Annotated in this window: 15 protein-coding genes; 1 reads left to right on the plus strand and 14 read right to left on the minus strand. The window is 29.0% G+C overall.

Going from position 1 to position 15,617, the window contains the following annotated elements; all coding sequences use genetic code 11:
- Nucleotides 1-147: 147 nt before the first annotated feature.
- The 12 genes from JW646_RS07705 to JW646_RS07760 all read right to left on the minus strand — a co-directional run bounded on the left by JW646_RS07705 (nucleotide 148) and on the right by JW646_RS07760 (nucleotide 13,848).
- Nucleotides 148-1,074 (minus strand): chemotaxis protein, encoded by a 927-nt coding sequence (locus JW646_RS07705; RefSeq protein ID WP_228417180.1) that lies wholly within the window; start codon nucleotides 1,072-1,074, stop codon nucleotides 148-150.
- Between the two features lie 214 nt (nucleotides 1,075-1,288).
- A complete protein-coding gene (gene yihA / locus JW646_RS07710) occupies nucleotides 1,289-1,900 on the minus strand; it encodes a ribosome biogenesis GTP-binding protein YihA/YsxC (protein ID WP_074919600.1) in 612 nt (203 codons plus the stop codon).
- A complete protein-coding gene (gene lon / locus JW646_RS07715; RefSeq protein WP_228417380.1) occupies nucleotides 1,890-4,247 on the minus strand; it encodes an endopeptidase La in 2,358 nt (785 codons plus the stop codon). The genes yihA and lon overlap by 11 nt, the downstream gene beginning before the upstream one ends.
- 317 nt (nucleotides 4,248-4,564) lie before the next feature.
- Complete coding sequence (gene clpX, locus JW646_RS07720) at nucleotides 4,565-5,812, minus strand: ATP-dependent Clp protease ATP-binding subunit ClpX (RefSeq protein ID WP_074919602.1); 1,248 nt, start codon at nucleotides 5,810-5,812, stop codon at nucleotides 4,565-4,567.
- Between the two features lie 16 nt (nucleotides 5,813-5,828).
- Entirely contained in the window at nucleotides 5,829-6,416 is a 588-nt protein-coding gene (clpP, locus tag JW646_RS07725) for an ATP-dependent Clp endopeptidase proteolytic subunit ClpP (RefSeq protein WP_074919603.1), read from the minus strand.
- Between the two features lie 66 nt (nucleotides 6,417-6,482).
- Nucleotides 6,483-7,778: a trigger factor gene (gene tig / locus JW646_RS07730; RefSeq protein ID WP_228417182.1), complete on the minus strand. Its 1,296-nt coding sequence runs from the start codon at nucleotides 7,776-7,778 to the stop codon at nucleotides 6,483-6,485.
- A 131-nt stretch (nucleotides 7,779-7,909) separates the two neighbouring features.
- Nucleotides 7,910-8,383: a metallophosphoesterase gene (locus tag JW646_RS07735; RefSeq protein WP_228417184.1), complete on the minus strand. Its 474-nt coding sequence runs from the start codon at nucleotides 8,381-8,383 to the stop codon at nucleotides 7,910-7,912.
- Nucleotides 8,384-8,398: 15 nt separating this feature from the next.
- Nucleotides 8,399-9,748: a ribonuclease PH gene (rph, locus tag JW646_RS07740; protein WP_074919606.1), complete on the minus strand. Its 1,350-nt coding sequence runs from the start codon at nucleotides 9,746-9,748 to the stop codon at nucleotides 8,399-8,401.
- A 347-nt stretch (nucleotides 9,749-10,095) separates the two neighbouring features.
- Nucleotides 10,096-12,117, minus strand: coding sequence for an NAD-dependent DNA ligase LigA (gene ligA, locus JW646_RS07745; RefSeq protein WP_074919607.1), 2,022 nt, complete (start codon nucleotides 12,115-12,117; stop codon nucleotides 10,096-10,098).
- Between the two features lie 323 nt (nucleotides 12,118-12,440).
- Nucleotides 12,441-12,623 carry a DUF1858 domain-containing protein gene (locus JW646_RS07750; RefSeq protein ID WP_074919608.1) on the minus strand — a complete coding sequence of 61 codons (183 nt, stop codon included), beginning with the start codon at nucleotides 12,621-12,623 and terminating at the stop codon, nucleotides 12,441-12,443.
- A 30-nt stretch (nucleotides 12,624-12,653) separates the two neighbouring features.
- Nucleotides 12,654-13,205 (minus strand): hemerythrin domain-containing protein, encoded by a 552-nt coding sequence (locus JW646_RS07755; protein WP_228417186.1) that lies wholly within the window; start codon nucleotides 13,203-13,205, stop codon nucleotides 12,654-12,656.
- Between the two features lie 4 nt (nucleotides 13,206-13,209).
- Complete coding sequence (locus JW646_RS07760) at nucleotides 13,210-13,848, minus strand: hypothetical protein (RefSeq protein ID WP_228417188.1); 639 nt, start codon at nucleotides 13,846-13,848, stop codon at nucleotides 13,210-13,212.
- A 163-nt stretch (nucleotides 13,849-14,011) separates the two neighbouring features.
- Between JW646_RS07760 and JW646_RS07765 the strand changes: the two genes are divergently transcribed.
- The gene (locus JW646_RS07765) at nucleotides 14,012-14,653 is read left to right on the plus strand and encodes a Crp/Fnr family transcriptional regulator (RefSeq protein WP_228417190.1); all 642 of its coding nucleotides are present in this window, start codon (nucleotides 14,012-14,014) and stop codon (nucleotides 14,651-14,653) included.
- Nucleotides 14,654-14,722: 69 nt separating this feature from the next.
- On the opposite strand, the gene JW646_RS07770 is transcribed toward JW646_RS07765, so the two are convergent.
- Nucleotides 14,723-14,932, minus strand: coding sequence for a hypothetical protein (locus JW646_RS07770; RefSeq protein ID WP_074919612.1), 210 nt, complete (start codon nucleotides 14,930-14,932; stop codon nucleotides 14,723-14,725).
- Between the two features lie 29 nt (nucleotides 14,933-14,961).
- Nucleotides 14,962-15,561 (minus strand): PIN domain-containing protein, encoded by a 600-nt coding sequence (locus tag JW646_RS07775; RefSeq protein WP_206925135.1) that lies wholly within the window; start codon nucleotides 15,559-15,561, stop codon nucleotides 14,962-14,964.
- Between the last annotated feature and the right edge of the window lie 56 nt (nucleotides 15,562-15,617).

Raw genomic sequence — 15,617 nt, forward strand, 5'->3', positions numbered from 1 at the left:
CCCTTTTCTGTTATTTATATAATATATGTAGAAAATCTAGATTACATATTATTTTATATAAAAATACTCATATTAACTACAAAAGCATTAATTTTATAATGCTTCATGTATGTATAATATGAGTTAATTTTTAAATATTTAATAATATTATTTATTTATAAGCCTATCAACAACACTAACAAGATTACCAATCTCTGGTTTTGTTATTTGTTCATCTGCTCCTAGCTCTTTTCCCTTTGCATATATTTCATTACTTATTAGTGATGAAAATAATATAAGAGGTATGTTTTTAAGATCATGATCTTCTTTTACCAGTTTAGTTAATCTATGGCCATCCATTAAAGGCATTTCTATATCAGATATAATACATGTTACATGATTCAAAATAGGTTCGCCGCTTTCTTTAACTTCACTTAAATATTTCCAAGCATCCTGACCATTATCCATTTTTATTATATTTCTATAGCCTGCTTTATTCATACAATCACATATCATTTTTGAAAGTAGTGTTGAATCTTCAACTATTAATATAGGCTTATAAGAATCTTCTCGTTTTCCTAGTTTATCTATCTCATCATATTGAATACTAGACTCAGGACTTATTTCAGCTACTATTTTTTCAAAATCTAGTATAGTTATTAATTTATCATTATGTTCAGCAATACCTGTTGCAACACCTTCTCCACCACCATATATGATTTTGTCAGGCTTTCTTATTTTTTCCCACGAAACTCTACCGATTCCAACAACGGCTTCAACATGAAAAGCAAAAACTAATTTGTTAAAATTAGTTTTTATAAAAATATCATGTGTCCCACTGCCAGTTCTAGGTATATTTAAATATTTACCTAAATCTATAACAGTTATTATTTCATCTCTTGGCTTAAATATTCCTTCTACTACCTCATGTGAGTTTGGCATTTTTTTTACTTCTTGAGCTCTTAATATCTCACGTACTTTAGCTACGTTTATTCCAAATAATTCTTCCCCTATTGTAAACTCCATTATTTCAAGTTCATTAGTTCCCGATTCTAATAATATTTTTGTTTGACTAACACTCTCTGTATATTGCATTATCATACTCCTATATTCTTAAATTTATATATATTTCTAAATAGTTTATTTGTTTTTCTGTCTCATAATTATAATGTTTATATTTATTAATAATACGTCTAAACTTTTATAAACTATAGTATTTATTTTGATTAAATTATTTTTTTAGAATTATAATTTTTTCAATAAAAAAATTGTGCTAAAATGTTAATTCACATTTTAGCACAATTTTATACTAGTCAACCCTTATTTCATAACCATGTTCTTCATATTGAGCTATTATTTCATTCCATACATCCTCTACTCCAGTTTTCTTTGAAGAAGAAAGAGGTAGAACTTTTTCATCTTTTTCAAGTTGTAATTTTTTTCTTATTACACTTATATGCTTTTGATATTGGCCTCTAGATATTTTATCTGCTTTTGTTGCTATAATAACACAGTTATATCCAAAATGCTTTATCCATTCATACATCATAACATCATCATTTGTTGGCTCATGTCTTATATCTACAAGTAAGAAAATAGCACATAATTCTGGTCTATCTTGTAAATATCTTTCCATGATAACTCCCCATTTGTCCTTTTCTGATTTTGATACCTTAGCATAACCATAACCAGGGAGGTCGACAAAATAAAACTCTTCATTTATTTTATAAAAGTTTATAGTTCTTGTTTTACCAGGAGTTTGACTTGTTCTAGCAAAATTTCTTCTGTTTAATAAAGCATTTGTAGCTGAAGATTTTCCCACGTTAGATCTTCCAACTAAAGCTATTTCTGGAAGTCCTTCTGCAGGATATTGATCTTTTTTAATTGCACTTACTACTATTTCTGAACTTCTAATTTTCATTTTTATCACCGTCTTTTACTAAAGCATGTTCTAAAACTTGATCCATGTGGTCAATAAGAACAATCTCTAGTTTTTCTTTTACATTTTCAGGTATTTCATCTAATTGAGCATCACATTCTCTTGGTATTAAGACTTTTTTAATTCCAGCTCTATGTGCCGCAAGTACCTTTTCTTTAACTCCACCTACAACCATTACTCTACCTCTAAGAGTTATTTCACCAGTCATAGCTACATCACATCTAACAGGAATTTTAGTTAATGCAGAAATTACTGCAGTAGCCATAGTTACACCTGCAGATGGACCATCTTTTGGAGTTGCTCCTTCTGGACAATGTATATGAATATCTTCTGTTTTGTAGAAATCTTGGTCTATATCAAATTTATCTGATATAGATCTTATATAAGATATACCTGTTCTAGCCGATTCCTTCATTACATCACCAAGGGATCCTGTTAATACAATTTGTCCTTTTCCTTTTAATACATTTACTTCTACAGGAAGTGTAACTCCACCTACTGAAGTCCACGCAAGACCTGTTACTACACCTACTTCTGGTTTCGTTCCTGCTAAATCATGTATATATTTATCTCTTCCTAGATATACTTCTAAATCTTTAGAAGTTACTAAAACACTTTCTAGTGATGAATCTTCAACGAATTTTTTAGCAATTTTTCTACAAACCTTACCTATAGTTCGCTCTAAAGTTCTAACTCCTGCTTCTCTTGTGTAATAGTTTATTATATCTCTCATTGCTGATTCTTCTATTGTTACAAATCCTTCTTTTAATCCATTTTCTTTAGTTTGTTTTGGAAGTAAGTATTTCTGTGCTATATTAAGTTTTTCTTCTTCAATATAACCTGATACTTCTATTATTTCCATTCTATCCAGTAATGGGCCTGGTATTGTACTTAGACTATTTGCTGTAGTAACAAATAATATTTTTGATAAATCAAAAGGTACTTCTAAATAATGGTCAACAAATGTTTTATTTTGTTCTGGATCTAAAACTTCAAGCATGGCTGAAGATGGATCTCCCTTATAATCAGCTGCCATTTTATCTATTTCATCTAATAAGAACACTGGATTCTTAGTTTGAGCTTCTTTTATACCATTAATTATTCTACCTGGTATAGAGCCTACATAAGTTCTTCTATGACCTCTTATTTCAGCTTCATCTCTTACTCCACCTAAAGATATTCTTACAAATTTTTTACCCAATGCTTCTGCTATAGATTTTGCTATGGAAGTTTTACCAACACCTGGAGGCCCAACTAAACAAACTATTGGTCCTTTTAGTGATTTAGATAATTTTCTTATAGCTAAGTATTCTAATATTCTATCCTTAACTTTTTCTAATCCATAATGTTGTTCATCTAAAATTTCTTTAGCATTTTTTAAATCAAGTTTATCCCTTGTTTCTTTGTTCCATGGTAGCGAGAATATAGTATCTAAATATGTTCTGCTTACTGACGAATCTGGAGACTGTGGAGATGTTCTAGAAAATTTATTGATTTCTTTTTCTATTTTTTCCTTTGTTTCTTTAGGCGCTTTAATTTTCTTAAGTTTTTCTTTATATTCTTCAACTTCAGAAGTTAAGTCTTCATCTTCTCCTAATTCTTTTTGTATAGCTTTTAATTGTTCTCTAAGATAGTATTCTTTTTGAACCTTGTTCATTTGTTTCTTAACCCTTAGAGTTATTTTCTTTTCTATTTTTAGAATGTCTATTTCTTCTAAGAGAATTTTATATAATAACTCTAGTCTTTTAACTATATCAAACTCTTCAAGAATCTCTTGCTTTTGTTCTGCTTTTAGGTAAATATTCGATGCAATAGTATCTATAAATCTATCAACATTTTCTATTTCCCCAAGAGATACTAATATTTCTGGTGAAACTCTATTTCCTATATTTATGTATTCTTCGAATGCATCAAAAACATTTCTTACAAATGCCTCTACTTCTATATCTACCTCTTCGTTTTCTTGGTCGTATATTATCTCTTCTACTACTGCTTTAAAGTATCCATCTTCTTCGTCTATTTCTTTAACTTTACCTCTAGATACTCCTTCTACTAAAACACGAACTGTATCTCCAGGTAGTTTGATAACTTGTTTAACTTTACAAATAGTCCCAACATGATAAAAATCTTCTGTTGTAGGTTCATCTATTTCTGCTTCTATTTGTGAAGTTAAAAATACTAATTCATCTTCTAACATAGCTTGATCTAATGCTTTTAATGACATTTCTCTGCCTATATCAAAGTTTAATATCATATATGGAAATATGGCTAATCCTCTTAAAGGTATCAATGGTAACTCATGGTCAATTTTAGTATAATTTTGTTCCATCATTATCACTCCTTAAAGTGCTATTTTCTTTGCTTTTTATATTATATATTTATGTATGTTAATTTTCAACACAAATCAACATAGCAATATGCATAATCTAGGTTAATTTTATTATGCTATATTAATAAAATAATAATTCATTTATAAATATTTATTTTGTTCATAATCAAAGCTACATATAAAGTACGTATTAATTTAGCATAATAAAACTAAATTTAATAATCATCTTGTTTAAGTTACAAATTGTCAAAACACCTTTATCAAGCAGTTGGAAATTAAAAGGAGCTTATTAATATATAAGCTCCTTTTTATATTAATTATGCACTTTCTTCTTTATCTTTAAGAACCATAATTGGTTGTGTGTCATCAGCAACAGATTCTTTGGTAACTATTACTTTTTTGATGTCTTCTCTTGATGGAATTTCATACATAGTCTCCATCATAACACTCTCAACTATACTTCTAAGACCTCTGGCTCCAGTATTTCTATCTATAGCTTTTTTGGCTATAGCTCTTAGAGCATCGTCATCGAATTCTAAATCAACACTATCTATCTCAAATAATTTTTTATATTGTTTAACTAGTGCATTTTTAGGTTCTTGCAGAATTCTCATTAAAGCATCTTCATCTAGTAACTCTAATGTAGCAACTACAGGTATTCTACCTATAAATTCTGGTATTATACCAAATTTAAGTAAGTCCTCAGGAAGAACTTTTGCATATATTTTTCCTAAATCTGTATCTTTCTTACTTTCAATTTTGGCACCAAATCCTACTGTTTTTTCTGTTCCACGTCTTTGAATTATTTTTTCTATACCGTCAAAGGCACCACCTAAAATAAATAATACGTTAGTAGTATCTATTTTTAGGAATTCTTGATGAGGATGTTTTCTTCCTCCTTGTGGAGGAACATTAGCTACAGTTCCTTCTAGAATTTTTAAAAGAGCTTGCTGAACGCCTTCACCACTTACATCTCTCGTAATAGATGGATTTTCTGACTTTCTAGCAATCTTATCTATTTCATCAATGTAGATTATTCCTCTTTCTGCTTTTTCTATGTCAAAATCAGCTGCTTGGATAAGTTTTAATAGTATATTTTCAACGTCTTCACCTACATATCCTGCTTCTGTTAAAGAAGTAGCATCTGCCATTGCAAATGGAACATTTAGTGTTCTAGCTAAAGTTTGAGCAAGTAGTGTCTTTCCAGAACCTGTTGGTCCAAGTAAAAGGATGTTACTCTTTTGTATTTCTATATCTTTAGTTGTAGATTTTTTACTATATATTCTTTTATAGTGGTTATAAACCGCAACTGATAATATTTTTTTAGCTCTTTCTTGACCAATTACATAGTCATTAAGAATATCCATCATTTCTTTAGGTTTTGGTAGAGATGTAGTATCCTCTTCCATTGTTTCTTCAATTTCTTCTTGAATGATTTCATCACAAAGTTCTACACATTCATCACATATATAAACGTTAGGACCTGCAATTAATCTTCTTACTTGATCTTGTGTTTTCCCGCAGAATGAACATTTCAGTTGTCTTTTTTCTTCGTATTTTGACATAACAAGCACCTCTTTCCTAACTATGGGCTTTCTCTATGACTTGGTCAACTAACCCATATTCCTTGGCTTCCATTGCACTCATAAAGTTGTCACGTTCAGTGTCAGCCTTTACTCTATCCAATGGTTGACCTGTTCTTTCAGAAAGAATTTGATTTAATCTTTCTTTTATTTGTAAAATCCATTTAGCATGAATTTCTATATCTGTTGCTTGACCTTTTGCACCACCTAATGGTTGATGTATCATTATTGTACTGTTTGGAAGAGCATATCTTTTTCCTTTTGCTCCAGCATTTAGTAAAAATGCACCCATAGATGCTGCCATACCTATACATATTGTGCTTACATCAGGTTTAATATATTGCATAGTATCATATATAGCCATACCTGCTGTAACGCTTCCACCTGGGGAATTTATATATAGATGTATGTCTTTATCTGGGTCTTCAGCTTCTAAGAAAAGTAGTTGAGCTACTACAAGCCCAGCAGTTACATCATTTACTTCATCACCTAAAAATATTATTCTATCTTTTAATAATCTAGAATATATATCATAGGCTCTTTCTCCTCTTCCTGTTTGTTCTACTACTGTAGGTACTAATGCCATAAATCATACCCCCTCTGAATGTTTAATATATAATTTACAGTAGTCCGAGGGGACTACTGTAAAGAATTAAGCTATTTTAGCACTATCAACCAATAAATCTATAGTTTTTCTTATTTTTAATTGACCTTCCATATCTTTTAGGTCAGTAGGTCTTAAAGCTTCCTTAACTTGCTCAACAGTCATGTTGTAAGCTTCAGCCATTTTTTGAACTTCTGCATCAACTTCTTCTTCACTAACTTGAACATCTTCAGCTTTAGCTATTGCTTCTATAACTAATGAAGTTTTAACATTTTTTACAGCTTCATCTCTTCTGTTAGCAGTGAATTCAGCTTTAAATTCTTCCATAGTTTTACCAGTCATTTGTAAGAATTGCTCCATTCCAAATCCTTGGTATTGTAATTGATAGTTAAGCTCCATCATTTGATTTTCTATTTCATTTTTAACCATAGCTTCTGGAACTTCTACTTCTGTATTAGCTACAACTTTTTCTATAACTCTGTTTCTTAATTCATTTTTAGCAGCTTCTGCAGCTTCTGCTTCAACTTTAGCTTTTACATCAGCTGTTAATTCTTCTAAAGTGTTGAACTCAGTAGTGTCAGCAGCAAACTCATCGTTTAACTCTGGTAATTCTTTTACTTTTACATCATTTACTTTTACTTTGAAAACAACTGGTTTTCCAGCTAAGTTTTCAGCATGGTATTCTTCTGGGAAAGTAACATTAACTTCTAATTCTTCTCCAACTTTTTTACCAACTAATTGCTCTTCAAATCCTGGTATGAATGATCCTGAACCTATAACTAGTTCATAGTTTTCACCTTTTCCACCTTCGAAAGCAACTTCTCCGTCAAATCCTTCGAAATCTATGTTAGCAGTATCTCCATTAGCTATTTCTCTTTCAACAGATACTAATCTAGATCCTTTTTCTCTCATTTCTTCTAATTTAGCAGTAACAGCGTCTTCGTTTATAGTTTCTTCAACTTTTTCTACTTCAACACCTTTGTACTCACCTAATTCAAAAGATGGTTTAACTTCTACATCAACTAATATAACTAATCCGTTGTCTTTACTTATTTCTTCTATATCTATTGATGGAGCATCAATTGGATCTATTTTTAATTCATCTATAGCAGATGGATATACCTCTGGGAATAGTATGTCTATTGCATCAGAATAGAATACACCTTTTCCGTAGTTAGTTTCGATTATTTTTCTAGGTGCTTTACCTTTTCTGAATCCTGGTATATTGTATTTCCCTTTATTCTTATTGTAAGCCTTAACTATCGCTGATTCAAATTTATCGTTATCTACAGTTAATTTAAAACTTACTTTATTGCCTTCTGTTTTAATTAATTCTACTTTCATTAACTTTATCCTCCTAAATATCTTATGTAATGATTTTTATAAATTATAATTCTAATTTATAGGTAACTCTTTAATTATATCATACAAGGTTTTTTATTTACAAGTGTTCCCTTAATTTCAACACTTCTTGTTTATATTTTTATTTCTTCATATGAAATATTATCATCCAGTGTTAATATTCCAAAAGATCTATCACTTCCACCTCTTGGATATGTAAGGCTACCTGGATTTATAAAAGTAATATTGTCGATTGTTTCATATATTGGAATATGAGTGTGTCCAAATACTATAAAGTCAATTTTGTTATCTTTTGCAAATTTATATAATGAGTTAATACCCATTTTAACATCATGATTATGACCATGACACACAAAGAAATTTTTATTTCTAACTGAAAATTTCAATTCATATTGTCCATCAATATTATATGAGTCACAATTTCCTTTTACACTTTTAACTTTCACATCTGTTGAATAATATATGTATTCTGCATCTTCAATATAATCACCAGCATGTATGATTAAATCGCATTTACTTAAATATGGAATTGCTTTATCTATAGTTCTCATATATCCATGAGTATCACTAATTATTCCTATTTTCATATATTTTATCCTTTATTATCTTATAACTCTTCTTGAAAGTTCTTCCTTCATAAGTTCTAAAGCTTTAGCTCTATGACTTATACCATTTTTAACTGCTGCTGGTAATTCTGCAAAAGTCTTATTGTAATTATCAACTAAGAATAAACTATCGTATCCAAATCCATTTTTACCCTTTTCTTCGAACGCTATAGTTCCTTCACAAGTTCCTCTAACTACAAATTCCTTACCATCTGGAAATACTACTGCTATACAACAAACAAATCTTCCAGATCTGTGACTTATTGGAGTGTTTTTTAAAGCCTTTAATAATTTTTCTCTATTTTCTTCATCTGTTGCATTTTCTCCAGCATATCTAGCGGAGTAAATTCCCGGCTTTTTGCCTATGGCATCTACTTCTAATCCTGAGTCATCAGCTATTGTTATCTTATTAGTAAGTTTAGCAACAGTTCTTGCTTTTATTAAGGCATTATGTTCAAATGTTTTACCATTTTCCTCAATATCTAAATTGCCTAAATTAACATCTTTAAGAGAATATATATTATAATCTAAATCTCTCAGTATTGCACCTATTTCTTCTAATTTATGTGCATTTCCTGTAGAAATAACTATATCATTGCCATAATCCATACCTAATATTTCATCAGCAATCTCTCCTAATGCTGCTCTTTGTATCCTTATAAGTTCTTTATTCCCTTTTTCTCCCAGTTCTAACAGCTTATTTAAATCTTTTCTAGAAAAAGGTCTTTCTTCTCCTGTACCTTGAACTTCTACAAACTCACATCTGTCAGTCATTATTATGTTCATGTCTACTTGTGCATTTGAATCTTCTTCGTAGCATATATCAAGTAAGCATTCATCATTAACTATACCAACACTTATAGCAGACACAAAGTTTTGTATAGGCATTTTTTTGATTAGTCCATCACTATATAATTTATAAATTGCTTCAGCAACAGCTACAAATGCTCCTGTAATAGATGCAGTTCTAGTTCCTCCATCAGCTTGAATAACGTCACAGTCAACCCAAATAGTTCTCTCTCCAAGTTTATTTAAATCTACAACAGATCTTATTGCTCTACCTATTAATCTTTGTATTTCTTGACTTCTTCCATCAATTTTTCCCTTTGAAGAGTCTCTTATTTTTCTTTGTTGAGTTGATCTAGGCAACATTGAATATTCTGCATTTATCCAACCCGTTCCAGTATTTCTTAAAAAAGGAGGCACTTTATCTTCTATTGAAGCTGTACATACAACTTTTGTTTCTCCCATTTCTATTAAAACAGAACCTTCTGCATACTTTGTGAAGTTTCTTGTGATTTTTACATCTCTAATTTGATCAAATTTTCTCCCATCAATTCTAATCATTGTTTTTCCTTTCTTGCAAAATTCGCTTTACTCATAATGTCAACATATATCCTTGCTACAGCTTCAGACATATCTTTTAATTAAAATCTGCTTCGGATAAATCCGCCCTTAAAATTTACTTTGCTCATAGCGCCAACGATATATCCTTGCTATTGCTTCGGATAAATCCGTTGCTTAAAATTTACTTTGCTTATTATATTAGAATCTTTTAGTTTAGTTTTTTAAATATCTATTATTTCAATATTTATTCTAATCTATTCATAGTTATAATTTTAGCACTATTCAATTTAATTTACTACAAAATAATGGCTCCTTTATTCAAACATATTATGTATATAATTTTTCCATTATTTCAAACTTTCTAATACTTCTTCTTTAGAAGATAATTTAGATAAGCTAATGAAAGTTTCTTCATCTATTACCTTCACTCCTAGTTCATTTGCTTTTGTAAGTTTTGAACCAGCTTCTTCTCCTGCAAGAACAAAGGATGTTGACTTACTAACACTTGAAGTTGCTTTTCCACCTAACTTTTCTATTATATCTTTTGCATCGTTTCTCTTAAGCGTTGGCAAGGTTCCAGTTAATACAATTTTCATTTTATCAAATACTTTTATAGCACCTTCATTATCATTATCAATTATTTTTATATTTACACCTGCATTTTTTAATTTTTCTATTACAGTAATATTTTTTTCTTCTTTGAAAAATTCAACCACACTATCAGCCATAGTTTCTCCAAATTCCTCTAAGTTGATTAATTGACTTGCATTTAAATTCATTATTATATCCAAATCCTTAAATTCATTCGCAATAATTTTTGCTCCTTTAACGCCTATATGTTTTATTCCTAGTCCATTTATTAATCTGTATAAGTCATTTGTCTTAGATTTTTCTAGAGCATTTATAAGATTTGTTGCTGATTTTTCTCCCATTCTTTCTAAGTTTACTACATCTTCTTTTTTAAGATAATATAGGTCAGAAACATCTTTTATAAGTTTTTTTTCTAGTAGTAATGTTATTATTGACTCACCTAGGCCATCTATATTCATGGCATCTCTAGAAACAAAGTGAATAATACCTCTTCTAATTTGAGCAGGGCAAGACATATTTATGCATTTCACTGCTGCTTCTCCCTCTAGTCTTACAGTCGCCTCCCCGCAAACAGGACATTTGTGAGGCATTTCAAAAACTACTTCTTCACCTGTTCTAGCTTCTTTATCAACTTCCACAACTTGTGGTATGATATCTCCAGCTTTTTGAACTACAACCATGTCACCAATTCTTATATCTTTTTCTTTTATATTATCTTCGTTGTGTAATGTTGCTCTACTTACTGTTGTTCCCGCTAATTTAACCGGTTCTAAAACAGCTGTTGGTGTTATATTTCCTGTTCTTCCAACTTCTATAATTATATCCAATAATTTTGTTGTTTTCCTTTCAGCCGGGAATTTATAAGCAATTGCCCATCTTGGACTTTTTGCTGTGAACCCCATTTGCTCTCTCTGTTCAAAGTTATTGACTTTAATAACCATTCCATCTATTCCATATTTTAATTCTTCTCTGTGTTCTGTCCAGTATTCTATATGTTTGATAATATCTTCAATATTATCAAACACTTTGAAATCTGGACTTACAGAGAATCTCAATTTGTCTAGTAATTCAAGAGAACCACTGTGAGTTTTACAGTCATCAGCAGCTAAATGTTCTAAATTGAATATAAATATATCAAGAGGTCTTTTAGCTGTTAATTTGGGATCTAATTGTCTTAGAGAACCAGCAGCTAAATTTCTTGGATTCGCATATAAAGGTTGTTCAGATTCCTCTTGTTGTTTATTTATTTTTTCAAAATTATCTTTTGAAATATAAACCTCTCCTCTTACTATTAATTCATCTTTATAATCTACTTTTAAAGGTATAGATTTTACTGTCATTAAATTCTTAGTTATATCTTCTCCTACTACACCATCACCTCTAGTAGCACCTTTTACAAACTCTCCATTTTCATAAGTAAGACTTACTGATAATCCATCTATTTTAAACTCTACAACGTATTCTACTTTTCCCGACACAGCTTCTCTAACTCTTCTGTCAAAATCTCTTAAGTCTTGTGCTGAATATGCATTTGATAAGCTTAACATAGGATATTTATGTACTATTTGATCAAATTTATCTAGAGCCTTTCCTCCTACTCTATTTGATGGAGAATCAACCCTCTTTAGCATTGGATTTTCCTCTTCCAACTTGATTAATTCTTTCATTAAATTATCGTACTCAAAATCATCTATTTCTGGCGTATCTTCGTTATAATATTTTTCATTGTGGTAATTTATTAAATCAATAAGTTCAGATATTCTTTTTTCTATATCCATAATATAATCTCCTTATTTAAGTATCTCTTTTTAGTATTTTCTATCTTTCTATTTTTTAGTATATCATTTCAAATTTTATTTATAAATATATAATAGTTATTATGTTACAAAAGCTAATTTGTAAAAATGATTATATCTTTCTACTTATATGTAGTTTAATGTAGGTCTGTATAGAAATTGTTTCGGCTATAAAATTGTAATTATGATTTGGAAAACTCATTTGAATATTAGAATTGCTATGTGAAATTAAACATCATTAATTATTAAAACAAAATGTTATATAAAAAGCTCTTAGGATTTTTCCTAAGAGCTTAATATTGTTATTATGCATTTAATGCAGCTAATAATTCTTCTAAATTTATTCCATGTACTTCAGAAGCTTGTTCTAAAGTTTCAACTTGAGCCGAAGGACAACCTATGCATCCCATTCCAAATCTCATTAGTATTTCAGCTGCTGCTGGATTCATCTGAATTATTTCACCAATTGTATTATTTTTAGTTATCATAGTTTTAATCTCCTTATTGTTTTTAATTTTTTATTTTATATATTTTTCTTCTAGATTATTAAGTATAACAATATTTTCTTCCCTAGTAATAGAATTTTTTTCTTCATATTCAAAACATTCTTTATCTATTAATTTCAGTAATTTTTCATCTAATGTTCTCTTTGCATAAGTAAATATTACGTTATCTTCTTTGTGAATATGATTTTCTAATAAAGTTGCGTATGAAATAGCATTTGCTACAACATCTAATTTTGCTTCTTTATTTCCATTTTTTAATTGATTTAAAGCTAATTCTAAGTTTCTTATATAATTTCTACCTAAATCATGTTCTACTAACATACCGTGGGTAATTATGTTTTTACCCGTTTCTCCTAAATTTTCTACCATTTTATTAAACAAAAATATTTCTTCCTTTTTGTGGTGATGATTATCTGCAAAATCTTTCACAAAATTTATCATACTTTTAAAATCATCATAATTAATTTGTCCATCTTCTACTAATTTAAAACATGCTTTTCTTATTACTAGAAGCATTCTTTTTACATATTTGTGTTCTTCTATTAATAATTCAATCCCACTCATTGATTTATCTCCTTTTTATTGCTTTTTTATTTCCATCTTGTAAGTCATATTCGTAGTCATTATTTAGCTCATTTACAAAATATTTTATCCAAGTATTTCTTAAATCATAAAAATAATCTACGTTACATCCTACCTCTTCCCATATATCTTTATGAACACAAATTCTTTGTACCCATTCTATTTTATCTTCATCTTTGCATATAACTTCATTAACTCTATCACAAGGCATTCCATCTAAAATATAGTCATTTATGCAGTTAAATAATTCTTCTGGTGTAGATGGCGACTTACCTTCTGATTTTATTTCATTAGCTGCTACTATCCCCTGTGATTTATAAACTTCTTCTAATTTAGAATAATTTTTTTCATCTGCTTCTACTAATAATTTTGTCCACGCTGCCATTCTTCTTTCAGCGCAGTGAATTTGATTTTGTAACCACCCATGAATGTTACTTGTGTCTATTAACTCTTCTAATGGTTTATTAGGTAGTTTTTCTCCATATTTATTTTGTATTTCAGTACCTAATTTTTCAACCTCAAATCCTTCTTCTTTTGCTAAATTTATTATTTTATCTTCTAGTTTCTCAAACCATAAAATTTTATTGAATAACCAGTAATGTATTTTCCCTAAAAATAAACTCATAAACACATCTCCTTTATCTTTTTTATTTCTTATCTTTTGTATTATTTGTACTTATAATACCTTAATATTAGCTTTCATTCTGTAACATATGTTACATCTACATAAAATTTGCATTTTTATGATAAAATCTATAGTAAGAAATTTATTATTTTAAGGAGTTAAAATGTTTAGAGATAAAAGCGAGGAATATATTTTAGATCTTTTTAAAGATGCAGACTATACAATAAAAAACTATGCAAAAAATCATATAATCGCCATGGAAGGAGACACTTGCTCTTCCATAGGTTTAATTTTAGATGGAAATATTGATATAAAAAGGATATTGGGAACTAAGGTGATACACGTATCATCATTTGGTAAGGGTCATATTTTTGGAGAAGTTATTGCCTTTTCTGATATTAACTTATATCCAGCAACAGTTATGTCTTCTACTTCTTCTAAAATAATGTTTATAAACAAGAATAATTTTATAAAATTCTGTACTTCTCACAGTGACTTTTTAGAAATGTTTTTAAATGATTTAAGTAATAAGATTTTTGTTTTAAATAATTCTATTACTAACTTAACCTTTAATAGCATTAAACAAAAAATTTGCAACTTCTTAATTACAGAATACAAACTACAAAATAGCAAAAATATTAAACTTAAAATGACTAAAGAAAAAATTGCTGAGTCTTTAGGAATAACTAGACCTTCTCTTTCTCGTGAGTTGATTAATATGAAAGATATGGGTATTATTGATTATTCACGAAGTCATATTAAAATTTTAGATTTAGAAGAAATAGAAAATATTTTAGCCGAATAAATGAACCTGACTTTACTAATTGCACAGTAAAAAGCTAGTGCAGTTTTATCTACACTAGCTTTTTCTTGTTTAACTAAAAGTTAAATATTCATTTTCCAATTCATTTACTATATAATCCATTCCTTTTGAGTAAAAATCATTGTCACCACAAAGTTTTGCATAAGTAGCAGATTTAAAAAACATATCTGTACTTTCTTCTAAAGATATATTTTTCAAACTTGCAAAATGATTAATAATTTGCGGAAAAAGTGATTTTAATAATTGTTCTTTAGCATTCATTTTTTGTCTCCTAATAATTTATTAATAGTTTATGCAGTTTCATTAACATTAGATTTTTCATTGTAGTAGTCTTCTAATATATCTATGCATCTGTATAGCACAGTAAAATTTCCACCAAACTCCATTAGAAATCTATCTTGAGCATCTAATAGACACTTTGCTCCGACTAATATAAGTGTCATTTTTATTGCTGTTTTTGGTCTAAATCCTTTTTCTATAAACTTATCTATTATATTATCTACATCATCCTCTTTAAATAGCTCTGAAATGCTATTTATAAGCTCTATTTTGTAGTCAGTACAATTTTCTAAAAGATTTATAGAACTTAAAAATCCTCTATCTTTGCTTACTATGTAATAATCATTAGCCTCATATCTATGCTGTCCTATTATAAATCCTAGATAAGATACTAATTGAAAATCTAAGCTGTTTTTTACTCCTGTTGCAACATTTATTTTCAAAATATTTGCCTTTGTATTTAAGCATTTTAATTTGTCTCTTCCAAACTGAAATAAATTTGTTCTTTCTGTTACAAATAGTATTATTATATCTTCTTCATTTAATTTATTTGCACTGCTTAAAGCAGTAATATTCACATTCTCCGTATCAACTAAAAATATTCTTTTCATAACAAATACCCCCTAAAAACTTTTACTTATCTAGAGTGTATCCAAAAGGAAAAAAT

The organism is Terrisporobacter hibernicus (genome assembly GCF_020809405.1).
Taxonomy (GTDB): Bacteria; Bacillota; Clostridia; order Peptostreptococcales; family Peptostreptococcaceae; genus Terrisporobacter; species Terrisporobacter petrolearius.